This is a genomic window from Actinoplanes rectilineatus (genome assembly GCF_000962825.1).
Classification (GTDB): domain Bacteria; phylum Actinomycetota; class Actinomycetes; order Mycobacteriales; family Micromonosporaceae; genus Actinoplanes; species Actinoplanes rectilineatus.
The window spans coordinates 59,111-82,677 of sequence record NZ_JZKF01000007.1 but is presented as its reverse complement, the minus strand read 5'-3'; the positions used below and the strand labels follow the sequence as shown (position 1 = coordinate 82,677).

At 71.9% G+C, this 23,567-nt stretch carries 17 protein-coding genes; 9 read left to right on the top strand and 8 right to left on the bottom strand.

Annotated elements, in window-relative coordinates; translation table 11 throughout:
* Positions 1-727: 727 nt before the first annotated feature.
* Complete coding sequence (locus WH85_RS07845) at positions 728-1,459, bottom strand: CPBP family intramembrane glutamic endopeptidase (protein ID WP_045741046.1); 732 nt, start codon at positions 1,457-1,459, stop codon at positions 728-730.
* A gap of 83 nt (positions 1,460-1,542) precedes the next feature.
* On the opposite strand from WH85_RS07845, the gene WH85_RS07840 reads away from it, so the two are divergent.
* Together WH85_RS07840 and WH85_RS50195 are read left to right on the top strand one after the other, a co-directional pair.
* The gene (locus tag WH85_RS07840) at positions 1,543-3,132 is read left to right on the top strand and encodes a methyl-accepting chemotaxis protein (RefSeq protein WP_045741045.1); all 1,590 of its coding nucleotides are present in this window, start codon (positions 1,543-1,545) and stop codon (positions 3,130-3,132) included.
* 110 nt (positions 3,133-3,242) lie between these two features.
* Positions 3,243-3,890: a hypothetical protein gene (locus WH85_RS50195; protein ID WP_157410882.1), complete on the top strand. Its 648-nt coding sequence runs from the start codon at positions 3,243-3,245 to the stop codon at positions 3,888-3,890.
* On the opposite strand, the gene WH85_RS07830 is transcribed toward WH85_RS50195, so the two are convergent.
* Positions 3,778-4,785, bottom strand: coding sequence for a LysR family transcriptional regulator (locus WH85_RS07830; protein WP_083448850.1), 1,008 nt, complete (start codon positions 4,783-4,785; stop codon positions 3,778-3,780). The two genes, WH85_RS50195 and WH85_RS07830, sit on opposite strands and share 113 nt — an antisense overlap.
* A gap of 99 nt (positions 4,786-4,884) precedes the next feature.
* Here WH85_RS07830 and WH85_RS07825 point away from each other — a divergent pair, with 99 nt between their 5' ends.
* Complete coding sequence (locus WH85_RS07825) at positions 4,885-5,667, top strand: inositol monophosphatase family protein (RefSeq protein ID WP_045741043.1); 783 nt, start codon at positions 4,885-4,887, stop codon at positions 5,665-5,667.
* A 181-nt stretch (positions 5,668-5,848) separates the two neighbouring features.
* Positions 5,849-7,828: a serine/threonine protein kinase gene (locus WH85_RS50190; protein WP_245673852.1), complete on the top strand. Its 1,980-nt coding sequence runs from the start codon at positions 5,849-5,851 to the stop codon at positions 7,826-7,828.
* Positions 7,829-8,682: 854 nt separating this feature from the next.
* Here WH85_RS50190 and WH85_RS07815 read toward each other — a convergent pair.
* Positions 8,683-12,657: an RHS repeat-associated core domain-containing protein gene (locus WH85_RS07815; RefSeq protein ID WP_052720242.1), complete on the bottom strand. Its 3,975-nt coding sequence runs from the start codon at positions 12,655-12,657 to the stop codon at positions 8,683-8,685.
* A gap of 91 nt (positions 12,658-12,748) precedes the next feature.
* Here WH85_RS07815 and WH85_RS07810 point away from each other — a divergent pair, with 91 nt between their 5' ends.
* Positions 12,749-13,042: a type VII secretion target gene (locus tag WH85_RS07810; protein ID WP_245673851.1), complete on the top strand. Its 294-nt coding sequence runs from the start codon at positions 12,749-12,751 to the stop codon at positions 13,040-13,042.
* A complete protein-coding gene (locus tag WH85_RS07805) occupies positions 13,039-13,659 on the top strand; it encodes a hypothetical protein (RefSeq protein WP_045741041.1) in 621 nt (206 codons plus the stop codon). The genes WH85_RS07810 and WH85_RS07805 overlap by 4 nt, the downstream gene beginning before the upstream one ends.
* Before the next feature lie 54 nt (positions 13,660-13,713).
* Here the strand turns inward: WH85_RS07805 and WH85_RS07800 are convergent, their stop codons facing one another.
* Positions 13,714-17,991, bottom strand: a complete 4,278-nt coding sequence (locus tag WH85_RS07800; protein WP_045741040.1) for a type VII secretion EssC family protein — start codon at positions 17,989-17,991, stop codon at positions 13,714-13,716.
* Positions 17,992-18,150: 159 nt separating this feature from the next.
* On the opposite strand from WH85_RS07800, the gene WH85_RS07795 reads away from it, so the two are divergent.
* The 3 genes from WH85_RS07795 (at position 18,151) to WH85_RS07785 (ending at position 20,206) form a co-directional block, all read left to right on the top strand.
* Positions 18,151-19,122: a hypothetical protein gene (locus WH85_RS07795; RefSeq protein ID WP_052720240.1), complete on the top strand. Its 972-nt coding sequence runs from the start codon at positions 18,151-18,153 to the stop codon at positions 19,120-19,122.
* A 182-nt stretch (positions 19,123-19,304) separates the two neighbouring features.
* On the top strand, positions 19,305-19,856 hold the full coding sequence (locus tag WH85_RS52180) for an RICIN domain-containing protein (protein ID WP_211275306.1): 552 nt from the start codon (positions 19,305-19,307) through the stop codon (positions 19,854-19,856).
* 86 nt (positions 19,857-19,942) lie between these two features.
* Positions 19,943-20,206 (top strand): metal-sensitive transcriptional regulator, encoded by a 264-nt coding sequence (locus WH85_RS07785; protein ID WP_157410895.1) that lies wholly within the window; start codon positions 19,943-19,945, stop codon positions 20,204-20,206.
* On the opposite strand, the gene WH85_RS07780 is transcribed toward WH85_RS07785, so the two are convergent.
* The 4 genes from WH85_RS07780 to WH85_RS07765 are packed head-to-tail and all read right to left on the bottom strand — an operon-like array spanning position 20,207 to position 23,562.
* Positions 20,207-21,166: a TIGR03619 family F420-dependent LLM class oxidoreductase gene (locus WH85_RS07780; RefSeq protein WP_045741037.1), complete on the bottom strand. Its 960-nt coding sequence runs from the start codon at positions 21,164-21,166 to the stop codon at positions 20,207-20,209.
* A gap of 9 nt (positions 21,167-21,175) precedes the next feature.
* A complete protein-coding gene (locus tag WH85_RS07775; RefSeq protein ID WP_045741036.1) occupies positions 21,176-21,955 on the bottom strand; it encodes a universal stress protein in 780 nt (259 codons plus the stop codon).
* Between the two features lie 52 nt (positions 21,956-22,007).
* Positions 22,008-23,093, bottom strand: coding sequence for an NAD(P)-dependent alcohol dehydrogenase (locus WH85_RS07770; protein ID WP_045741035.1), 1,086 nt, complete (start codon positions 23,091-23,093; stop codon positions 22,008-22,010).
* 1 nt (position 23,094) lies between these two features.
* The gene (locus WH85_RS07765; RefSeq protein WP_045741172.1) at positions 23,095-23,562 is read right to left on the bottom strand and encodes a DUF4334 domain-containing protein; all 468 of its coding nucleotides are present in this window, start codon (positions 23,560-23,562) and stop codon (positions 23,095-23,097) included.
* Positions 23,563-23,567 lie beyond the last annotated feature (5 nt).

The window sequence follows — 23,567 nt, the reverse complement described above, 5'->3', positions numbered from 1 at the left end:
TTGGCCCGCCGGCCGGCGGTTGACTCGCTCTCGCGGTCCAGTTGTCGGCCGCTTTCGCTGCCCTCCGGCCCGTCGACCCGGCCCGTAGTTACCGATTCCGGCAGGACAACCCGGGGAGTGTCGGGGATTCCCTCTCGCGCCGGCGGCTGAGCGGGCCTCGGCCGTCGCTGGTGGTTGACTTGCGGCTCTTGGACAGCTGTGGGTGACGGCTCGGTCAGCTCGGCCGTCGCCCGTGGTCCACCCGCGGGGCCGAAGCCGACCGTGGGCGACGGCTGACGGTTCCCCGCCGTCGCTGGTGGCTGAGTTGCGGTGTCGGAACAGCCGTGAGCGACGGCTCGGCTTGCGGAGCCGTCAGCCTCAGCCGCCGAGCCGCCGAGCCGCCGAGCCGCCGAGCCGCCGAGCCGCCGAGTCGCCGAGCCGCCGAGCCGCCGAGTCGCCGAGCCGCCGAGCCGCCGAGCCGCCGAGTCGCCGAGTCGCCGAGTCGCCGAGTCGCCGAGTCGCCGAGTCGCCGAGTCGCCGAGCCGTCAGCCTCACTCGCCGAGTCGTCAGCCTCACTCGCCGAGCCGTCAGTCACGGTTGTCGAGAAGCCGAAGGCGGCCCTGAACGACGGCCGGCGATTCCGAGCCGACGACACCGCGGGACTTCATGACCATCGAGACCCGGCTACCTGCTCTCGGTGGACGTTTTCGACAATGAGGGCCTTTTCCGCGTACGCTGAAAAAAGCTCTCATGTCCCTATAAGCGTAGCCAGAGCGGCCGTCATCAACAGGCCCAGTCCGTTGGTGGCCCAGTGCAGCGCCGCCGCCGCGATCAGGCTGCCGCTGCGACGGCGCAGTTCGCACAGGAGCAGCCCGGCGACCGCGGTGAAGGCGACCGCCGCCACCACCGCCAGGACCTGACCGGTCGTGTCGGTGCCCAGCGCACCCCCGATCGCCTGGTTGGCCTCGGCCAAACGCAGCGACGGCAGGATGTGCCAGAGACCGAACAGCACCGACGACACGATGCTCGCCCACGCGGCTCCCCGGTGCCGGTTGACCAGGCCGAGCAGCACGCCGCGGAAGGCCACCTCCTCCAGCAGGACCGTGCCCAACGGGACCACCACCAGCGCGGTCAGCAGCGCCGCGCCCAGGTGCAGATGGTGGCGGACGTCCTGGAACGCCGGCCTGGTCAGCGGGATCGCCGCGCCGATCGCGTAGACCACGGCCACCACCGCGACGGCGCCGAGCGCGTACCTCAGGCCGGGTATCAGAGTGCGCCGGGACAGTCCGAGGTCGTGCCAGCTCAGGCCGGCCCGGCGGGCGAGCACGATCAGCAGCAGGGCGACCAGAGGGCCGGCGACCAGGCCGGTGCCGGGCGGTCCGAACTTGTTGGCGACGTTGACGGCCACCAGGATGGTGAGGACCGCGCCGAGGACGAGGAGCAGTCGTCGGCGGGACAGAAGTGGATTACGGTCGGACACGAGGACAAAAGAGTACGCGATCCCGGCGGGCCAGAACCGGGAACGTCGCCCGTCACCCGTCCCGGTGGGCCGAGAATGGGGGCGTGCCGGGTAAATCAGGGCTGGGCCAGTGGTTCCGCGATCGTAAGGTCGCCACGAAGGTGCTGATCGTCGCCGGTGTCGCCATCGCGGGCACCGCGGTGACGGGCGTGATGAGCGTGGTCGGCATCGCCGAGTTGCAGGGCAGCCGCGACACCGAGGTGGCCGAGGTTCTGCCGTACAGCACGAACCTGAACACGGCGGCGCTGACCGCCAAGGCCGCCGCCAACGATGAGCGCGGTTTCCTGCTCAAGGGGGAGGCCTCGTTCAGCAAGGAGGCGCTGGCCCGGCAGGACAAGGTCAACGCCTCGCTTGCCGCCGCCCGCGCGGTCGCCGACTCGACCGACTCCGCGGCCCGGATCGACGCCATCAAGGCGGCCACCGACACGTGGTTCACCGCGCTGGACGCCGAGTTCACGCTCTACACGACGCAGCCGCAGGCGGCGATCACCCTGGCGCTGGGTGACAACCGTGATCTGCGCAAGACCTACGAGACGCTGATCAACGCCGAGATCGAGTACGCCGACACCGCTCTGCTCCAGGGGCACGAGTTCGACGCGGCAGCCACCCGGACCCGCTGGACGCTGGTGGCGGTGGCCGCCGTCTCGCTGGCCTTGGCGGTGGCCGCCGCCCTGTACGTGTCGACCCTGCTGGTCCGCCCGCTGCGCCGGGTCGCCGGAGTGCTCGACCAGGTGGCCGAGGGCGATCTGTCCGGTGACCCGCAGGTGTGGCAGCGTGACGAGCTGGGGGCGATGGCCGACTCGCTGCGCCGGGCGACCGGCACGCTGCGGCAGACCATCACGGACCTGTCCGCGCACGCGACCACGCTGTCCGGGGCGGCCGAGGGGCTGTCCGAGACCAGCCGGCGTAGTTCGGCGAGCGCCGACCAGGGCGCCCAGCAGGCCGCGACGGTCGCCGACTCGGCGGCGATCATGTCGTCGACGGTGCAGACGGTGGCGGCCGGCGCGGAGGAGATGGGCGCGTCGATCCGGGAGATCAGCGAGAGCGCCACCCAGGCGGTGCACGTGGCGTCGCGGGCGGTGGAGGTCACCGCCACCACCAGTCAGGTGATGGCGAAGCTGGGCGACTCGTCCGCCGAGATCGGCAACGTGATCAAGACGATCACCGCGATCGCCGAGCAGACGAACCTGCTGGCACTGAACGCGACGATCGAGGCGGCCCGGGCCGGCGAGCAGGGCAAGGGGTTCGCGGTGGTCGCGTCCGAGGTCAAGGACCTGGCCCAGGAGACCGCCCGGGCGACCGAGGACATCGGGCAGCGGGTGGCTACGATCCAGGCGGACACCGCGGGGGCGGTCGCGGCGATCGAGGAGATCAGCGAGATCATCCGGCAGATCAACGACTTCCAGACCACGATCGCCTCGGCGGTCGAGGAGCAGACCGTCACCACGAACGAGATGAGCCGCAACGTCAGCGAGGCGGCCGGCGCCGGGTCGACCGTCGCGGACACCATCGGGTCGGTGGCCACGGCCGTCCAGGCGACCACCACCGGGGTGGCCGAGGTGGACCGGGCCGCGGAACAGCTGGCCGGGATGTCCCGGGACCTGCAGCTGCTCGTCGAGCGTTTCCGCTTGTAGACCGGGGCAGGACGCCGGTGGGCGACGGCAACCGGGCCGCACCGGCACGGGCACCGGGGGAACACCCGCCGGTTCGCACGATGGAACTCCCCAACCGAGGAGCTCATTACATGCGAATCCGCCGCATCGTCACCACCGTCGCCCTGGCCACCGCGTTCACCGTCCCGGTTCTCGCGACGAGCGCGGCGGCGTACGCGCACAGCGGCTCCTCGGTGACCGCGAAGCAGGACGGCGGCAAGACCTGCCCGGCGAAGTCGGGTCTGACGTTCGCGGCGTCCGGCACGGTCACCGCGGTCGACACGGCGAAGGGCATCGTGACGGTGGCGGCGCGCAGCGGTTCGTCGGACGTCCGCGACAAGACGGTGACGATCGTGGTGCCGACCGGGGCGGCGATCGTGCTGAACGGCAAGGCGGTGCCGCTGAGCTCGTTGACGGCGGGGCAGCGGCTGACGGTGGTCGGCACCCGGTCGGATTCCGTGTACACCGCGGTGAAGTTGCAGGTGGCGGGCCCGTGCAAGGCGCAGCCGAAGCCGAGCAACTCCGCGACCGTCACCCCGACGACCGCCCCGACTGCCGCTCCGACGACGGCTCCTTCGGCCGCGGCTCCCACGGCCGCGCCGACGACGGCCGCTCCCACGGTGGCTCCTACGACGGCGGCCCCGGTGGCGACGGCTGCTCCGGTGGCGACGGCTGCTCCGGTCGCGACGGCTGCTCCGGTGGCGAGCCCGTCCCGGCCGTCGAACCAGGACGAGGAGTAGGGGCGGCGAGCCCGGCGAACACCGACCGGACCAGCCCCCGCAACCACGTGTGCGCGGCATCCGAGTCGTAGCGCTGATGCCACGCGCAGACGATCGGCACCGGCGGCAACGTGACCGGCGGCGCCGCCGTGACCAGTCCGAACGCGTCGATCAGCGGACGACACACGGTCGACGGCAGGGTCAGCAGGCTGTCGCCGCGGCTGACCACGTGGGCCGCGGTCGCGGCACTGCCGACCGCGGCGAGCACCCGCCGGTGCAGCCCGTGACCGGCGAGGATGTCGTCGACCGGATCAGCGAGACGCCCCCGCCGGGAGACCAGGACGTGGGTGCCGTCCGCGTACCCCGCAAGGGTCAGATCGCCGGCATGCGGATGACCGGAACGCATCACCACCACGAAACCGTCGTGCCCGACGGTCGCGGAACGGAACTCCGGCGGTTCCGGCGGCCCGGCGCCGATCTCCAGGTCGACGCGGCCGTGCCGCAGGTCGTCGGTGTCGTCGGGCGTCTCGGCCAGCAGCCGGATGCGGACCCCGGGTGCGTCCCGGGCCACCACCCGCAGCAGGTCCGGCGCGAGAGCCGTGGCGAGGGCGTCGTGGCAGCGCAGCGTGAAGGTGCGGTCCAGGGTGCCGAGGTCGAGGTCGCGGCTCGGCGTCAGCACCTGGTTGGCCTGCCGGACCAGGTCGCTGACCTGTGCCTGCACCGACAGCGCGTAGGGCGTGGGGATCATCGTGCGCCCGGCCCGGACCAGGATGTCGTCGCCGGTCAGCCGCCGGATCCGGCCGAGGGTCCGGCTGACGGCGGGTGCCGACAGCCGCAGCCGGGCGGCGGCCCCGGCCACGCTGCCCTCCTCGAGCAACGCGTCGAGCGCGGTCAGCAGGTTCAGGTCCAAGTGCATGGCGGTAAATCGTAACGTAGCAAGAGTGCACTGGACTCAACCATATGGTGACGCCGAGACTGAAGTCGGTCCCCGATCATCCGATTTCAGGAGATTCCGATGTCCGCACTGCTGCTCGAAGCCGTCGCCGCCGCCGTCCGCGAAGCCGGTGCGGTGATGCTGAAACGCGCCGCCGCGGCGACCCCGCCCGCCGACGGCCCCGAACTGATCGCCGCCGTGCGCGCCAACGACGCCGCGGTGCTCCACGTGCTGCGCCCCGCACTGACCCGGGCACTCCCGGAAGCGGGCTGGGAGGACGACGAACACGCCACCGGGCCGATCGCGGGCGGTGACCGGTGGATCACCGATCCGGTGGGCGGCAACGTCAACGCGGTGCACGGCATCCCCGAGTGGAACATCGGCGTCAGTCTGGTTCGCGACAAACAGCCGTGCCTCGCCGTGATCTACATGCCGGTGACCGGCGAGCTGTACACCGCCGTCGCGGGGGAGGGTGCGCTGCTCAACGGCGTACCCCTCACCGTCTCCGCGAAGAGTGACCTGACCGCGGCGCTGGCCGGAACCGGTCAGGCCCTCCCGAGCCGCGAGGCCGCACCCGCCCGCCGTGCCGGAGCGGCGATCGCCGCGATGATGCAGGCCGCGCTGCTGGTCAGGGCCGCGGTGCCGGTCACCCAGCAGCTCGTCCAGGTGGCCGCCGGGCACCTCGACCTGCACTGGCAGTTCGACAACGTGCGCTCGCACATCGGCCCGCTCCTGATCATCAAGGAGGCCGGCGGCGTGGTCACCCATCTGGACGGCACGCCCTGGGACCTGGCCGGCGGACCCTACCTGGCGGCCGCTCCGGGCCTGCACACACCGGCATTGCAGGTCCTCCGGGACCTCTGATCAGTCCCGGCCATCGGCGCGAACGGCCGCGGCGCCGCGTCGCCCCGGGCCGGCTGCCGCGGTCACTCCCGCCGCCCCTCGCGCCGCTTCGTGGGTACGCGCAAAGCCGACCTTCCGCCCGTGCGGAAGCCTGCTAGATTCTGCGCGACCACGACCGTCCACATAGAGCGGGGCTCCGTCCGTGCCGACCAAGCCGCTGCGTCCGCAAGATCCGCGTGTGCTGGGCGACTACACGATGCTCGGCGTGCTCGGTGAGGGCGGGATGGGCGCCGTCTACCTGGGCCGCGGACCATCCGAACGGCTTGTCGCGGTCAAAATCATCCGGCCGGAGTTCGCCGCGCAGGCCGAGTTCCGCGGCCGGTTCCGCAGCGAGGTCAACCGGGCCCGGCAGGTGCCGTCGTTCTGCACCGCGGCGGTCCTCGACGCCGACCCGGACCACGAGACGCCCTACCTGGTCGTCGAATATGTGGACGGCCCCGACCTGGCCGACGTGGTCGCCGAGGGTCTGCTCACCGACGGCAACCTGCACAGCGTGGCGGTCGGGGTGGCCACCGCCCTGGTCGCGATCCACGGCGCGGGCGTCATCCACCGCGACCTCAAACCGCGCAACGTGCTGTTCTCGCTCGGCACCCCGAAGGTGATCGACTTCGGGATCGCGCGGGCCCTCGAGTCGACCAGCAACCACACCCGCACCGACCACATGGTGGGCACGCTGTCCTACATGGCGCCGGAACGCCTGGACGGGCTGAAGGTGACCCCGGCGGTGGACGTGTTCGCGTGGGGGGTGCTCATCACGTACGCGGCCACCGGGCGGACGCCGTTCGCGGCGGACACCCCGACAGCCACGGCGATGCGGATCCTGACCGGGAAACCGGAGCTGGGCCGGTTGGACGGTGATCTGCGGGCGCTGGTCGAGCACGCGCTCGCCAAGGACCCGGAGGACCGGCCTACGGCGCAGGAGGTGCTGGACCGGTTGCTGGCGGCGGGACCGGCGGCGCTCACGGTGAACCTGCCCCGCTCCGCTCTCGCCCGTCCGACAGGGCCCCGTCCCGCGGACTCCGGGTCCGGCTCGACGGGCGGCCGGTACGGTCAGCGCCGGCCCTCCGGTTCAGGAGGCTTCCGGTCCGGCGGTGTCCGGTCCGGTGGTGTTCAGCCTGGAGGTGTTCAGCCCGGCGGCTTTCGGCCGGACGATGCCTTGGCGGTCGATCTCCGGTCCTACGATCCGCGGTCGCTCGACGGCGGGGCCGGCGAATCCGACGACCGGCGGTGGGAGATGCTGCCGCGGTCCGCCCGGCGACGGCAGCGGCGGAAGGGCTGGGTCGCGGTTCTCGGTGGGCGCCTCACGGAACTGCTCTCCGGCGGCCTTCCCCGCGGTCTTCCCGGCGCCTTCTCCGGCGCTTTTCCCGGCGCCCTTCCCGGCGCCCTTCCCAGGAGGAGACAGGGGCGGGCGGGCCCCGTCCGCGATCGGAGAGTCTGGATGGCGATCGTCGGCGGCGTCACCGCGGTGATCGCGGCCGTGGCACTCGGGCTGGCCGCGCGGAACGCCACCGACGACCAGGAAGCCGCCCCGCCGGCGTCGGTGACCACGCTGCCGTCCCCGCGCAAAGCCATCGACGGACCGGACGTCGTCGTCTCCGCCGTCGACCCCCTCGACGGGAGCGGGAACTGGCGCAAGACCACCACCGACGAGTACGCATGCACGCCCGGACCGGCCGGCCTCCGGATCACCGCGAAGCCGAACAGCGACGGGATCGCCTGCCCCGGGCCGCAGACCGTCTTCAGCGGTGACCAGACCATCGTGGTCGAGATGGACGACGTGAGTGTGGACGCGTGCGCGGTGATCGGATTCCTGCGCTCCGCGGACTCCGGGTACCGCCTGGGAGTGTGCCGGGACGTCATCCGGCTGGCTCAGATCTCCGCGTCGAACCGCTTCGACACGATCAGCGGCACCGTCCGGCCGACGAAGTTCCCGAGCAGCCACCGGGTGGTGATCGAGATCGTCGACCAGGTCGTCACCGTCCGCGTCGACGGCGACAAGGCGCTGGCCCAGATCCTCAACCGGGACATCACGAAGGGCTGGGTCGAGTTGGGGATCGCCCAGCTCAGCGACGAGAGCGACGGTCAGGTCCGCTTCAACGGCATCGAGATCCGCCCGAACTGACGCCGTTCTCCGGGGCTGCTGTTCTCGTCGTTCACGGTTGCCGTGCCGGCGGTTGTTGACGGTTGTCACGTCGGCCGTCGTCCACGGTTCTCTCTCGAAGCCGGGCCGATCATCACCAACGGGATGGAGCTGTCCGTCGTCATGGAGCTGTCGATCGTCGTCCAGGAACGCTGTCGGCCTGCGGACGGACCCGTGACCGTGACTGACGGCTGGCCCGGCCATGCCTTTCCTGTCGGCATGCCGGGCCACTTCGGCGGGCCGCACCACGTTTCCGGTCGGCGGCGCCGGATGCCGTAGCCCGCCCATCCACGGCCCGAGCCTGTCGTGCCCTTGCCGGGGGTTGCTCAGGTCTCGTCGTCCGGGGTTGCTCACGGTCTTGGGCGGACCACGACCGGCGGCTGGGCTGACCGAGCCGTTGGCCACGGCTCTTCGGCAGGCGAATCTCAGCCGTCGACGACGGCTCGTGGGTGCTCGGCCGTCGTCGACGGTCGGTTTCGGCTCGTGGATGGACCGTGGGTGACGGCTGAGTCGGCTGTGCCGTCGTTCATGGTTGTTCGGGGGAGGGGAGTCAGCCGTCGTCGACGGCTTGGGGTTGCCCGGCCGTCGTCGACGGTTCGATTCGGCTTGCGGACGGGCCGTGGACGACGGCTGAGTCTGTAGGGCCGTCGTCCACGGCTGTTCGGAGGGGCATGGCTGAGAAGAGAGGTGCAGCTGAGAAGAGGGCGTGGCTGAGAAGAGAGGTGCAGCTGAGAGGAGGGGCGTGGCCGAGACGAGGGGTAAGGCCGAGAGGAGAGGTGTGGCTGGGCGGAAGGGGCGTGGTCAGGCGGAGGGGCGCTGCTGGGCGAAGGTGAGGGTCAGCCGCCGAGGACCGTGATGGAACCCCGCCAGGCGTCGTCGTCGAGGAGGGCGATGTCGCTGCTCGACGGCCGGTCCGGGATGCTGCCCCGCCCGGACGACCCGCTGAAACTGCTGCCCCGCCCCGGGTTGAGACCGAGCGGATCCGACTCCTGCAACGGGTTGTCCACGTACCGGACCGGGCTCGGCGCCGGCCGCAACCCCAACGGGTCGTGGCTGACGTACCGGCCGGTGGCCGGATCGTAGTAGCGGTGCACGTTGTAGTGCAGGCCGGTCTCCGGATCGTGGTACTGGCCGGCGAAGCGCAGCGGGCTCGACGCCGCCGTCGTCACACCCCACAGGGTGCGGCGGGCCGGGGCGTGCCCTTCGACCGCGGTCACCGCGCCCGCCGGGTCGGTCAGCACGAGACGGGCCCAGCCGCTGTCGATCTGTACCAGCGGGTCGCGACGGTCCGCGTCGTACTCCCAGGTCGTCACCGTGCCGTCGAGGGTGGTCTGTTCGGTGAGCCGCGGGCCGTCCCAGGTGAAGTCGACGCGGTCGGTGACGGTTCCCGCGACCTCGTGTTCCTTCGCGATCCGCCGGCCGCACGGGTCGTACCGGTAGCGCCACCGGTCGCCGCCGGGGCAGTCCACCGCGGTCAGCCGGCTGTCGGCGTTCCAGTGGAAGTGCCACGTGCCGTCGAGTGAGGTGCGGGTGGCCAGCCGGCCTTCGGCGTCGTAGGTGTACAGCGTCTCGCCGGCGCTCACCAGGTCGGTGTCGTGATACACCAGGTCCGGGCCGGTGAGGGCGCCGGACGCGTCGTACCGGTGGTGTTCGTCGTCGACGGCGATGATCCGCCCGTCCGGGTCGTAGCTGATGGCGACGCGCGCGCCGTCCTGGACGACGCCGGTGAGCCGCCCGTCCGCGGTGTATTCGAAGCGGCGTTCCCGCCCGTCCATCCGCTGGCCGGTGAGACGGCCGTCCTGGTCGTAGGAGAGGCTGATGCCGCCTGCCCCGGTCCAGTGTTGTTCCACGACGAGCCCGTCGCTGCGGTAGGTGAAGGCGAGGGACCGTCCGGCGATCCGCAGCACCGTGGGCCGGCCTTCGGCCCCGACGGTCCAGGAGCTTTCCACCCCGGAGGGGGTACGCCGGAGCACCGTGGACCCCGCGTCGTCGTAGGTGTAGGTCAGTGCCCGGCCGTTGACGGTCTCCGCCGTGACCCGTCCGTGCGGGTCCCGGTCCACGGTCAGGTGCGCGTCCGGTCCGGTGGCGGCCACCACCCGGCCCAGCGCGTCGTGCGCGAACGTGGTGACGACCTGGTCGGACCGCCGTTCGATCAGGTTGCCGAGCAGGTCGTAACGCAGGTCGGCGGCCTGGTCGGCATTGTTGACGACGCGGACGAGGTGGCCGGCGGCGTCGTAGGTGTAGCGCCGGGTCCGGCCGTCGAAGTCGGTCTCCGTGGTGAGGCGGCCGGCCGGGTCGTACCGGTAGTGCCAGGTACGCCCGCCCGGTTCGGTGACCGCGGTGAGCTGGAGTTCGGTGTCGTAGGTGTAGGTGGTACGCGCCCCGGACGGGCTGATCGTGGCGACGACCATGTCGAACGCGCCGTACTCGGTGCGGCTGACCCGCCCGGCCGCGTCGGTGGCGGCGATCTCGTTGCCTTCGGCGTCGTGGTCGCGCCGGATCCGGCCGGGGATCGGGGTGCCGCGGTAGGCGGCGGCGGGCCGGGCGCCGAATCCGGTGTAGGGGTTCACCGGCTCGTCCGGGGTGAAGGCCCGGATCAGTCCGTCCGCGGCGATGGCGGTGACCCGGCTGCCGTCGTGGTAGACCTCGACGTGGCTGCCGTCCGGCCGGAGCACCGCGTCCAGGCGGCCGTCCGGGCCGTAGCCGTAGCGGGTGACCCGGCCCAGCTGGTCGGTCCGGGCCAGCAGGTGGTGCTCGCTGTCCCACTCGGTGCGGACGACGCCGCCGAGCGGGTCGGTCTCCGCGATCACCTGCAGGTCGTCGTTGAGGTCGAAGACCGTGGTGTGCCCCAGCGAATTGGTGGCCAGGGTGCGGGCCGGTTCATAGCGGAAGGTGTACGACTGGAAGCCGTCGCGTCCTTCGGTGCGCACGCAGCGGCCGGTCGTGTCGTAGTGGTAGCGGTACCACATGCCGTTGCGGTCCTCCCACGACGTCATCCGGCCCTCGGTGTCGTACCCGAACCGCAGGGGCAGCCCGGACGGGTTGATCACCGCGGTGAGCAGCCGTTCCCGGTACCCGAATCCGGCCACGAACCGCGGTGTGGCGCCCGGGGTGTCCACCAGGTGCAGCGCGGTCACCAGCCCGGCGTCCGTGGTGACCAGCACGGTCCGCCCGTCGCTGTGCCGGACCTCGACCGGGGTGCCGTCGTCGTCGCGGGCGATCTCCACGCGGTTCCCGGCGGCGTCCATGAGCACGGCGAGTTCCGCCCACACCCGCGGTGCCGGAGCGGGCAGCAGTTCGGCGGGCACGTCGGCGGCGGCCAGTTCGGCGTCGTCGGTGCGGGGCGCGGCGAACACGTACGTCCACCCGTCCCGCGGGTCGGTGACCAGCAGGCCCGATCCGGCCCGGCGCAGCGGCAGTGCCCGCCCGTGCTCGGGGATCACCACGTCGTCGCCCTCCGGCAGGGGATAACTCAGCTGGGTGCCGTCGGCGAGCACCAGGTCCGCCCGCTGCCCGTCGAGCCGGATCCGGACGTCGAGGGTGGAGGCCCAGTTCGCCCCGAAGTGCCGGCCGAGCCGGTGGTCGGAGCGGTGGGTGCGTTCCAGGCGCAGCCCGGGCACGTCGATCTGTTCCACGAACACCCGCCCGGTGCTGACGTCGACCGGGTCGCCGACCGCGGGCATCTCGTCGTTGGCCTTCGAGCCGGCGAACTTGTTCCTGATGAAGTTCGCGGTGCCGGTGAACGGCAGTTTGATCAGGCCCCACCAGCGTTCGCTGCGCCAGGTCAGCTTGACGGCGTCGATGCCGTCGCGGACGAACGCCTTCATCGACGTCTTCATCGCCGCGCCGATGACGCCGAAGGCCGCGGCGGCGCCGTCCTGTTTCCATACGCCGCTGAACTTCGTCCACGTGGTCAGGCCCTTGGTGCCCGGTATCAGCCCGACGAGGTTCTTGACCAGGGTGAACCAGTTCCCCTTGCCCTTGGCCAGTTTCCCGATCGAGTCGAGCACACCGATCAGGGCGGCGCCGAACGCGACCCAGGCGAGCGGTCCGCCGAAGATGAACGCGATGCCGCCGGCGATCATGCCGATCCAGGACGCGGCGTCGGCGATCACGCTCCACACCTTGCCGAGACCGTCCTTGAGTTTGGTCCAGAACGAGCGCGGCTGGATGCCGGCGTCGGAGGCCTCCCGGATCTGCCGTACACACTCCTTGGAGGCGGTCGCGCGCATCTGGCGGGCCTGCTCGGCGAGGGTCTTCGCGCCGCTCATCCGGGCTTCCGCCGCGCCGGTCTGCCCTTGCAACGTGACCAGGGCGGCCTGGCGGCTCTCCAGGTCGCGCAGGGCGGCCTGGATCGCGGCGGGGTCCGGGTCGACGTGCTGCTGGGCCTCCTGCACCTTCCGTGACAGCGCGTCGTGCTCGGACTGGGCGATGCTGAGCTGGTTGCCGTATCGGGCCAGTTCGGCCTCCGCCTCCTGGCCGTCGCGCAGCGCCCGGTCGGCCTGGCTCTGGGCCTCCTCCAGTTCGGTCGTGAACCGGCTGAGCGCCGTACCGACCATCCGGTGTGACCGCTCCACCTTCTCGACCTGGCCGGGGAACGCACCGAACTGTTCCCGGAACGCGTCACCCGACTTCCCGGTCCATTCCAGCAGATCGTCGTTGTTCTGCATCGACGAGATGCTTTCCTTGGCGGCCAGGGCATCGTCGGCGAATGCGTCGAACCGGTTGCTCAGGGTCCGGAGATTGGCGGGCGAACCCGGGGTCGGATCGCTCTTCAGGCCGAGGGCCGACCAGTCGCTGGGACGCGTCATTCGCGCTTTCCCCCTTCGTTGTGCCGAGATGTTCCGCGTGTACGCTGTGGCGCGCCACAGAGGTCATTCCATGGAGATAGGAGTCAATAACTTGTCCGACCAACTGAAGGTCGACCCGGACGGACTGGATGAATTCGCGTCCGGTCTGGAACGGATCAGTGATCGTCTGAACGGGACGGACGGCTGGATGCTCGAGTTCGAGAACGAATTGGGCGGGGCCGATGTCGACGATGCGCTCGACGAGTTCGAATCGCATTGGAACGACGGCCGTAAACAGGTCGACAAGAACTGCAAGAGCCTCGCGGAAGCGGCCCGGAAAGGCGCGGAGAAATTCCGTGAGACCGACCGGGGGCTGGCGGGCATGCTGACGGAGGAACAGCAGTGACGAGTGCTGTGCAGACCGGTTTCGGCATCAACATCCCGGAGTCCTGGTTCGAGATCGACGTCCACCCGGACACCCGGAACACCGCGATCAGCGCGATGGTGAGCGAGCGGACCCGGGCGGTTCCCGAACTGGTGCCGCACCGGGCGACCCTGACCCGGCTGCTGCGGGGCCTGGCGCGGACCGCGCACGCCAACGGCGCCGCCTTCTGCGGGGTGATGGCCGAGGGGTTCGACGGCGCGGTCCTCACCGGCAGCATCACCGTGACCATCGTCCGGCCGCCCGGCAACGAGGTGGACGCCGCGGAGATCCGCCACCACCTGAGCGCCAAGGCCCGGACCGGGGATCCCGAGGCGCCCTGGCGGGACGTGGTGCAGGCCGCGATGCCGTACATCGCCGGTACGGTGCCCCGCACCCAGGGCATCGAGGACGTGGCGCTGCCCGACGCCGAGGGCTGGGTGCGGTCCGTGGTGATGCAGACGTATGTGCCGTTCCCCGGGCCGAACCCGGAGTGGGTCGCCCTGATCACCGGGTCGTCGACGATGCTGCCGCTCGCCGACGACCTGCTCGAACTGTTCGACGCGATCACCGGGTCGTTCCGTTTCGTCGACGCGGAATAGCCCCGGGAACGCTGTGGTGGCCGGCCCGTCCACCCGGCCGGCCACCACAGCGGATCAGCACGGCACCTGCACCACTACCGGATCCGGCGAGTCGCCCAGGTAGAGCAGGCCCCGGCCGGGATGGACGGGCTGGCCGATCACGGTCCGCGGCAACCGGGCGCCGACCAGTTCGCCGTCGTTGCGGTTCTGCGGCGAGAGCATCAGCCCGCGCCGTGACTTGCGGGCGTCGACCAACCAGCCGCTGAACCCGGCACACAGCTCCTCCGGGGTGCCGCCGAAGACGACGGCCAGGCCGCGCGGGTCGCCGCCGCGCAGCACCACCCGCAGGTCGGAACCCGCGTCCACGTCGCGCAGCGCCTCGGCGTCGTCGATCACGATCAGCCCGCCGGGGCCGAGCCGGCCGAGCGCCTCGGTGAACGCGGCGGACGTCACGTCCGGGCCGGTGAACAGGGCGGCCACCCCCGGATGCGCGGCGGCCTCCCGCAGCGGCGAGGTCCGCGGCGCGAGGACGATGGCCTGACGGCCGGCGTCCAGCGTGTACCGCAGCATCGCGGCGAGCGCCGTGCTGCGGCCGGACTTCGGCGGGCCGCCCACCGCGAACGCCGGGACGCCGTCGGTCAGGGTCGGCCCGAGCGGCTCCAACTGGTCGCCGCCGACGCCCACCAGCAGCCAGCCGGGTCTCGCCGCGGGCGACGGGAGCGTGATTTCCGCGTACCGGATGGTGGTGGGCATTTCACCGAGCCGGAACGGGCGCAGCGAAGCCGGCACCGACGCGTCCCGCTCCTGCGCGGCTTGACCGATTCGGGTCAGTGCCGCGGCCTGACCGGAACCACTCGCCTCGCCGTCGAGGAGCGCCACCTGCATCTCGATGCCGGAACCGGAGCGCAGCGCCCGGCCCGGCGGCATGTCCTGCGGTACGTGCCGGGACGGGATGCCGATCAGCGACATGTCACCGGGGTCGGGCATCCGGAACGCCAGCTTGTCCTCGGTCAGCGTGGCGATCCGGCCGGTCAGCACCGACCGGTCCCCGGAGACGACCAGGTGGACGCCGACGCTGGCGCCCTCGCGCAGGAACCGGAAGATGCTGTCGGTGAGGACACCGGCGTCGAGTTCGCCGAGCGTGGCCAGGAAACCCTCCCAGCCGTCCAGGAACAGGAACAGGTGGGGGAGACGGCTCTCCGGTGCGGACGCGGCGCGCTGCTCGGCGATGTCGGCGAACCGTCCGGTGGCCAGTACCTCCTGGCGGCGGCGGATCTCCTCCTCGAAGCGGCGGATCAGCCGCACCGACCGTTCCACCTGGGTACGCGTCACGACCGCCCCGCAGTGCGGCAGTTCGCTCAGCGGCAACAGGGCGCCGCTTCCGCAGTCCAGTCCGTAGACGTGCACGTCGGCCGTGGAATGCGTGGCGGCCAGTGAACCGGCCATCGTGCGCAGCAACTGGGAGCGGCCGGTCCGCGGCGCACCCGCCGCGACCAGGTGACCGAAGACGTCCAGTTCGACGGTGGCGACGCGCTGGGCCTGCTCGGACGGGACGTCCTCGACGGCGTACCCCGAAGGGAGGGTGAGGTGCGTGCCCAGCGCGGGCAACCAGGGGCTGTGCTGCGGCCCGATCCCCGCCGCGGCCGCCGCCGCACTGATCGCCCGGACGAGTTCCTGCAGGTCGGTGACGTCGTCGCGGTCCTCGCGCACCGGCGCCGTGGTGATCTCCACGGCCCGGCCCAGCCGGTTCCAGGTCAGCGGCTGTACGTCCGGCGGGGGCAGGTCGACGGCCTTCTGCCCGGGGCGGCGGCCACCGACCCGGGCGCTCTGGAACGGCACGAGCGACGCGTGCCCGAGCCGGACGTAGGCGCGACCCGGGGTGTTCTGCCCGATCCGGGACGCCTCCGGCGACTCGATGACGTCCTGGCTCTCGGCCGCGTCGGTGACCCGCAGCGCGATCCGCAGGTTGGTGTTGGCGCGGATCTCGGGGGAGACCACGCCGCCGGGGCGCTGGGTGGCGAGCAGCAGGTGGATACCGAGGGAGCGCCCGCGCTGGGCGATGTTGACCAGGCCGGTGACGAAGTCCGGCAGGTCACGCACCATCGAGGCGAACTCGTCGATGACGATCAGCAGCCGGGGCAGGGTCTGCCCGGTCCGCACGTAGTCGTCGATGTCCTTGGCGCCGGCGTCGGCGAGGATGTGCTCGCGGCGGCGCAGTTCGGCGCCGAGCGACTCCAGGGCGCGGCGGACCAGGTGTTCGTCCAGGTCGGTGACCATGCCGACGGTGTGCGGCAACCGGACGCAGTCGCCGAACGCGCTGCCACCCTTGTAGTCGACGAGTACGAAGGTCATCGCGTCCGGCCGGTTCGCCACCGCCAGGGTGGCCACCATGGTCTGCAGCAGCTCGGACTTGCCGGAACCGGTGGTGCCGGCGATCAGGCCGTGCGGACCGTCGCGCCGCAGGTCGATGGCGAACGGCCCGTCGTAGGACTCGCCGATCACCGCCGAGGTGCTGCGCCCGCCGAGTTGCCAGCCCGCCAGGATCCCCTCCGGGGCCGGCGGTTCCAGGCCGAGCACGTCGAGCAGTCGGCTCGACGACGGCAGCACCGAGTCGTCGTCCTCGTCGCTGATGTCGCGCAGCGGGGCCAGGATCCGGGCCACCCGGGCGCACCAGTCCGGGGCCAGGTACTCCGGGCGTACCGCGGTGAGTTCGTCGGCGCCGGTCCGGGTCACCCGCAGTCCGGCGCCGGTCACCTCGACCACCGCCTGGCACTCGGCCGGGAGCCGCCGGTGGTCGTCGTCGAGGCAGATCGCGTGGACGCCGACGGTCGGGCCGGCCTTGAGCAGCTGCACCACACCGGGCAGCGACCGCAGCCGCCGGGCGCCGTCGAGCACCACCACGATCGCCGGCTCGTCCTCGTGCGAGCCGCTGCGGCCGTTCGACCGGCGGACGATGGTCTCCAGAAGCTCGGCCACCCGGCGGCTGACCGAGTCGGCGTCGGTGCCGATCGTCACGGCCGGGCCGTCCGCGGTGGACGCTCGGGTGTGCGGCAGCCAGCGGACCCAGTCCCAGCTGCTCTCGCCGGTCGGGTCGGTCAGGATCACCAGTTGTACGTCGGTGGGGCTGTGCAGCACCGCGGTCTGCGCCACCGCCCACCGGCCGAGGGCGCGGGCGGTGTCGTCGGCTCCGGCGATGCCGACCACGCCGTGTTCGCGCAGCGGGATCGTCACCGGGACCTCTCCGGCGCTGGACCGGGTGGCCCGCCGGTGTTCGTCGCGCTGCGGATCCTCGACCGTCACGTCCGAGGGCAGCACCGCGCTGCCGACCCGCAGCTGCAGGAAGTCGCCGTCGCGGCGGCGCCGTTCCCAGAGCCGGTGCCGTGGCCCGGACGCGATGCTCCAGGCCGCGGCCGGATCGGGGTTGCGGTAGCGGCGTTCGCGGCGTTCGGCGAGTACCGCCTCCCGGACGTCGGCCTCGACGCGGTCGCGGTGGTCGCGGTACTCGCGGACCTTCTCGGCGTACGACTCCTTGCCGTGCCGCTGGTGGAAGAGGTGGTTGCCGATCAGGCTGACCGGGCTCAGGATCGCGATCACCAGCATGATCCAGTGCCCGGTGACGACGGCCAGGGCGATCGATCCGACCAGTGGCAGCAGGGCCACGATCCAGGGCAGCGGGGTCTTCGCCGGGGCGGGCGGCGGCGTGGGCAGCCGGAACGTGGTCTGCCGCGCCGGTGGCAGGATCCGGGGCGGCCGGTTGTAGGCCACGTCCAGACCGTCCTCGTCGTGGTGCAGCACCGCGTCCGGCATCGTGTACTCGGCCAGTTCCAGCACCGATGCGCCGACGGTGACCTGTTCGCCGACCCGCCAGCGGGCCCGGCCCTCGACCGGTTCGCCCTCGTGTTCCACGGTGGCGCCGGGCACCGGCTCGATCCGGGCGCGTCCACTGACGTCCACGGTCAGCCGGGCGGCGACCGCCGGGATCGCCGGGTCGGTGACGGCGATCCAGCAGCCGGCGCTGGATCCGAGGTCTCCGGCACCGGACGTCAGGCGGTGCAGCGACCCGATCGCGGGCCCGGCGGTGACCCGGATCTCCAGCAGGCCGGGCACCTCCGCGGGCCGGCCGGTGACCGGCGCGCCGAGGCCGACGATCGACCCCGCCCGCAGCGACGACGCGACGAGTGTCGATCCCGGGTCGAGTGGCGCGCCGTCGACGAACAGCCGATCGATGTCACTTTCCGTGAAATCTCGGAGTCTTCGCGTCAGGTCGCTGACGGTACTTCGTCCGTCCGCAGTGATCACGAGGTCGGTCCACTGGTCGGTGAACGGGTCCACCACGGTCACGCAGAATCGCACGTACTCTCCGGTTCTCACAGGTCAGGAGCTTTTCCGACCCGCTGGGCGTCGGGGTGGCACGGCCATCCATGATGGATGACCGATGAGGCGGTGGCCCGTTTGGGCCGCGGTAATGCGTACCATATTCACATTCTTGTGACCGTCTGTGAGGACTCTTCCATGCCCTTGATCGACTCGCCGCTGGCCGCGGCGGCCAGCGTCCCGGACGGCTGGCGGATCGTCCTGATCGCCGCGATCGTGCTCGGCGTGGTCGTCCTGCCGCTGGTGGCGGCGCTGGACATCGCCCGCTCGCGGCGCCGTCGCCCGGCCGCGCCGCTGCCCGACGACATGACCGGCCCCCTCCTTCTCCGGGCACCCGCAGCGACCCGCGGTGTCGGACAACCGACAGTCGGACCGCTCGATCCGATGGGTGCCTGGGCCGTCGACCGGGTGTTGCGCGTCCTCGCCACCGCGTGCCGGCAGACCGGCCGGCCGTTCCCCGCCCTCGCCGTCGCCGAGGTCGACCCCGCCCGCGTGGTGCTGCGCCTGGCCGTGCCGGACGACCGGCCCGCGGAACCCTGGACCGCCAGCGAGAACGGCCGGGTCTGGACCGCGGCCTTCCTCGCGCTGCAGGCCGCGCCGGTCGACCTGGCCGTCCCGGTGCCGGACCGGCGGCTGGTCAGCCTGGGGGCGGTCGACGACACCCGCATCCTGCTCGACCTCGGGCAGTGCCACGGCATCGTGGCGGTCACCGGTCCCGGACCGGCCCTGCGGACGCTGGCCCGCACCTGGCTCGCCGAGCTGTCCGCCAACGCCTGGTCGGCCAAGGTTCCGCTGGTCGCGGCCGGGTTCGGTGCGGACGGCCCCGGCGGTGCGGTCGCGGTCCGGGACGCTGCCGCGGCCCTCGATTCCTTGGGTACGCCGGAAGCCGGCACCCCGTCCGGAGTGGTCATCCTGGCCGAGCCGCCGCAGGCCCGTGTCGCCGCGGCCCTGGCCGAGGTGGTCGCCGCGCCGGGACGCGACGGATGGTCCGTGGTCGCGTTCGGCGGGGCGGCCGGTGCGCGCTGGGAATTCACCCTGCACCCGGACGGCCGGCTGGACACCGGCGTGCTGGGAATCGTCACCCGGGCGCCGCTGGCCGCCGCTTCCTGACGCCGATCCGGCTTGTTCAGCGGATTTGACAAGAAGGTTTCCAGAACTGCTTAATGCGATTCCCCTCAGGACGGAAAGGCTCTTTCGTGTCTCAGCAATTGGAATCGACCGGTCGGGGGCGAATGTGGATCTGGCCGTTGGTGGCGGGTTTCGCGATTGCTGCCGCCGCCGCCGTTGTTCTGGTGGCGACGGACGGAAGTGAGTCCGCCGCCCCTGCCGCTCCCGCCGCCCCCGCCGCGCCCACTTCGGTGGCGCCCGCGCCTGCTGAGAAGCCGGCGGGAGGGCTCGAGCCGCAGGCGCTCACCATCGGCACCCCGTTCGTGCTGCGCAACAAGCTGACCGGGCTCGCCGTCGAGACGTACCAGGGCCGCGTCTACCAGCACAACCTGACCGGTGCGCCGGAGCAGCAGTGGGTGGCGGTCGACATCGACGGCGCCGGCAGCCAGATCCAGCTCGCCGGCACCGAGCGCTGCCTCGAACTGCCCGCGAAGACCGCCCTGGACCAGGAGGCCGAGCTGCAGGTGAAACCGTGCGAGGTGGCCGATCGCCAGCGCTTCTACGTCGACCAGCCGTACTCCGAGAAGGACACCGAGGCGACGCTGCGGGTGTACTACAGCGACATGTGCCTGACCGTGGAGGGCGAGTCGTCGCGGACCGAGGCGCCGGTCGTGCAGAACTCCTGCACCTGGAAGGAAGCCACCGCCTGGGACGTGCTGACGGTGCCCGGGGCCTGAGGTTTTTGGCCCCCGGATACCCCCTGGGGTATGTTGTGCCGACCGTGGCGGACGGTCGGCACACCTGAGGAGCAGCGCACGTGGGGATGGATCCGAGCCGGCTCAAGGACGCGATGGTCCGTCTGAAGCGGGCGCACGGTCAGCTCGGCGCGGTCATCGCCATGATGGAGGACGGCGAGGACTGCAAGCAGGTCCTGACCCAGCTGGCGGCGGTCTCCAGCGCGATCGACCGGGCCGGTTTCAAAATCATCGCCACCGGCATGCGGCACTGCACCGCGGCCCGCGAGCGCGGCGAGGAGCCCCCACTCACCGAGGACGAGCTGGAGAAGCTGTTCCTCGCACTGTCCTGACTATTCCTTCGCGGTTTCCGGACTGTCGGTCAGGCCCGCCGCCTTTGCCTCCGCATACCATTCTCCGGACAGGTCGACCAGCTCGCTGAGGCTGCCGGCCAGCGACGCCAGCGTCACATAGGCGTGATCCACACCGGCCTCGCCCAGCGCCGCGACGTCCTCGACCACCTGGCGGAGACTCCCGGTGTACGGCTCGCGTCCGGCCGACGGGACCTCGGCCAGCCCGCGCGGCGTGACCTGGAAGATGCAGCCGATCTCCGACGGGTCACGGCCGGCCTCGACCGCCTCCGCGCGCAGCGCGTCCAGACGCTTGCTGACCTGCTCGGGGGAGTCGCTGAACGGCAGCCAGCCGTCCGCGCGCCGGGCCAGCCGGCTCCACGAGCGGCGGTTGCCCGCGGCCAGGAAGACCGGCACCCGGCGAGCCGGTTTCGGGTTCACCGCGCTCGGCACCAGCTGGTAACGCTCGGTCGTGTAGGACACCGGGTCGGGACCCCACACCTCACCGGCGATGTCCAGGAACTCGTCGAGGGCGGCGCCGCGCTCGGCGATCGGGCGGGGCGCGGTCGCGGCGAACTCGTCGATCGACCAGCCGCTGCCCAAGCCTGCGATCACCCGGCCGCCGGACGCGGCGTCCAGCGCGGCGATGCTGCGGGCCAGGCGCATCGGCAGGTGCAGGCCGGGGATGAGCACCCCGGTGCCCAGCTCGACCCGGTCGGTCACGGCCGCCGCCAGGGTCAGGGTGACCAGCGCGTCGGTGGTGTGCGCGTAGGCGTCCGGCCACGGCACGTCCGGGATCCCGTAGAGGCCGTGCTCGCCGCTGGAGTCGACCGGGGCGAGGATCCGCTCATAGGCCCACAGGCTGTCGAAGCCGATCTCCTCGGCGGCGCGGGCGAACGCGGTGACGTCCTTCGCCAGGTCGTAACGGTGACTGGTCTGGGGGAGTGTCACACCGAGCCGCATGACCGCAGCCTAGTCCGGAGATCCATATTGGAGAAGGGGAACGACCGCGACCGTACAGGTCGCATGGCGCATCAGATGCTGACTGACCGAGTCCAGCAGCAGGCCGCGCCGGGCGTCCCGGCTGCCGCCCACCACCAGCAGTTGCGCCGACCGCCCGGCAGCGGTCAGCGCAGCGGCCGGGTCGCCGTCCACGATCTCCGCCTCGATCGGCAGCTCCGGGAACTCCCGGTGCGTCGACCGCACCAGATGATCCAGTGGCGTGTCCTCCCAGGCACCCGGCCGGACGTGCAGCACCCGCAACGGCACCCCGTGCGCGACGGCCTGGGCCGCGGCGAACCGCACCACCCGCGCCGACCGCCGGGAGCCGTCGATGCCGGCGACGACCGGGGCGAACCGGGCCGAGTCGCCGCGGACCGCCACCACCGGGCAGCGGGCGCTCGCGCTGACCGCCGACCCGACCGACCCGAGCAGGCCGGCGACCGCGCCGTGCCCGCGACCACCGAGCACCACCAGCCCCGCATCACCGGAGACCCCGATCAGGGCGGTCGTCGGATGTGCCCGCACGGTGGTGACGGTCACCGGCACACCGGGATGCGTCCGCCGGGCGGTGAGCACCGCGTCGTCGGACAGATGCTCCATCGGCGACGGTCCGGCCGCCTGTAACGGCCACTGATCCGCCTGGACCAGCTCGGCCGGCGCACCGGCGCGTTCCGCCTCGTCGAGGGCCCAGCCGAACGCGGCGCGGGCCCCGGGTGAGCCGTCGTACCCGATCACAATCTTCCTGCGCACGACTCCATGACACGTCGGCGGCCCGGCTAGCGACAGGGTCTTTCGGACCTGGTCAACCGAAGGTAAGCACTGGTTTGATCACCCGGCCGGCCGCCGCGTCCCGGGCCGCCGTCTCGATCTCCGCGAAGGGGTACTCCGTGACCAGCCGCTGCACCGGCAACAGCCCCCGCCGGTGCAGATCGATCAGTTTCGGCAGGAAGTCCGACGGCACCGCGTCGCCCTCGACCACCCCGCGCACCCGGATCCCGTTGGTCAGCACCGTCATGATGTCGACCTCGGCCCGCCCGCCCATCCCGACCAGCGCCAGCGTGCCGCGCCGCCGCACCGTGCCGACGGCCTGCCCGATCACCTCGCCCCGCCCGGTGGTGTCGATCGCGTGGTGCGCCCCGCCACCGGTCAGCCGCCGCAGCTCCCGCACCAGGCCGGGCGTCGCCGGGTCCAGCGCGTCGGCCGCCCCCAGCTCGCACGCCAGGGTCCGGCGGGCCGGCACCGGATCCACCACGATCACCGCACAGCCGACCGCGACCGCCGCCATCACCGCGCTCAGCCCGACACCACCCGCACCGAAGACGATCAGCGACATGCCCGGCTCGGCGTCCAGCGTGTTCAGCACGGTCCCCGCGCCGGTCTGCACCCCACACCCCAGCGGTGCGGCCAGGACCGGGGAGACCCCGGCGGTCAGGGGCACGGTGTTCCTCTCGTACGCGAGAGCGAACGTCGCGAAACTGGACTGCCCGAAGAAGTTGCCGAACACCGTGGACCCGTCCCGGGACAGCGGGCTGCTGCCGTCCGCCCGGACCCCGCGCATGTTCAGATCACTGCGCAGGCAGTACGCCGGATGCCCGCCCCGGCACTGCGGACACGTTCCGCAGCTGCGGAACGTCAGGCACACCGGATCGCCGGGCGCCACCGTGGTCACCCCGGAACCGACCGCCTCCACCACGCCCGCGCCCTCGTGCCCGAACACCATCGGCAGGAGCTCCGGGCGCCACGACCGCCGCATCGTCAGGTCGGTGTGGCAGATCCCGGCCGCGGCGAGCCGCACCAGCACCTCGTCGGAACGCGGCGCCTCGATCTCCACCTCGCGCGGGGTGAACGGTCCGCCGGGCGACTCCACCAGCGCTGCCTCGATGAGCACGTCAGTCGCGCTCGAGGACGAAGTAGTAGTGGCGGCCGGCGTCCTGGACACCCTTGCCGTTCATGACGCCCAGCAGCGTACCCTCGTCGACTCTCTTGAAATGGTCGAGAACCGGCTGACCGTCGTAGATCATGGTGGCCGTCGACTCGCCCCGGAATTCGACCGTCCACAGACTGGCGCCGCCCTTGGCCAGTTCGGTGTCGGCGAACAGTTCACCGTCGTCGCGGCGGCAGACGATCGGCGCCACGTCGGTCAGTGAGGTGAACGTCTTGCCGTGCCAGCGGGCCCGGGCCAGGCGCCCCTCGAAGGAGTGTCCACTGACGAATTCGCTGCCGCGCCACGCCCCGAGGATGTCCTCGGGGCGAACCGTCGCGCAGGCGGCCCACCACTCGTCCAGCTCGTCCGGGGCCACCGTTCCGCCGGCGGCACGCACCTCGGCGAAACGCGTACGCATGACATCGATGTCCATCGTCA

Bases quoted from the DNA above. Each gene is read 5' to 3' on its own strand.
- WH85_RS07815 (WP_052720242.1), bottom strand. From the start codon at position 12,657: ATGACGCGTCCCAGCGACTGGTCGGCCCTCGGCCTGAAGAGCGATCCG.
- WH85_RS07795 (WP_052720240.1), top strand. From the start codon at position 18,151: ATGCCCTTGATCGACTCGCCGCTGGCCGCGGCGGCCAGCGTCCCGGAC.
- WH85_RS50195 (WP_157410882.1), top strand. From the start codon at position 3,243: ATGCGAATCCGCCGCATCGTCACCACCGTCGCCCTGGCCACCGCGTTC.
- WH85_RS07780 (WP_045741037.1), bottom strand. From the start codon at position 21,166: ATGCGGCTCGGTGTGACACTCCCCCAGACCAGTCACCGTTACGACCTG.
- WH85_RS07785 (WP_157410895.1), top strand. From the start codon at position 19,943: ATGGATCCGAGCCGGCTCAAGGACGCGATGGTCCGTCTGAAGCGGGCG.
- WH85_RS07765 (WP_045741172.1), bottom strand. From the start codon at position 23,562: ATGGACATCGATGTCATGCGTACGCGTTTCGCCGAGGTGCGTGCCGCC.
- WH85_RS07830 (WP_083448850.1), bottom strand. From the start codon at position 4,785: ATGCACTTGGACCTGAACCTGCTGACCGCGCTCGACGCGTTGCTCGAG.
- WH85_RS07825 (WP_045741043.1), top strand. From the start codon at position 4,885: ATGTCCGCACTGCTGCTCGAAGCCGTCGCCGCCGCCGTCCGCGAAGCC.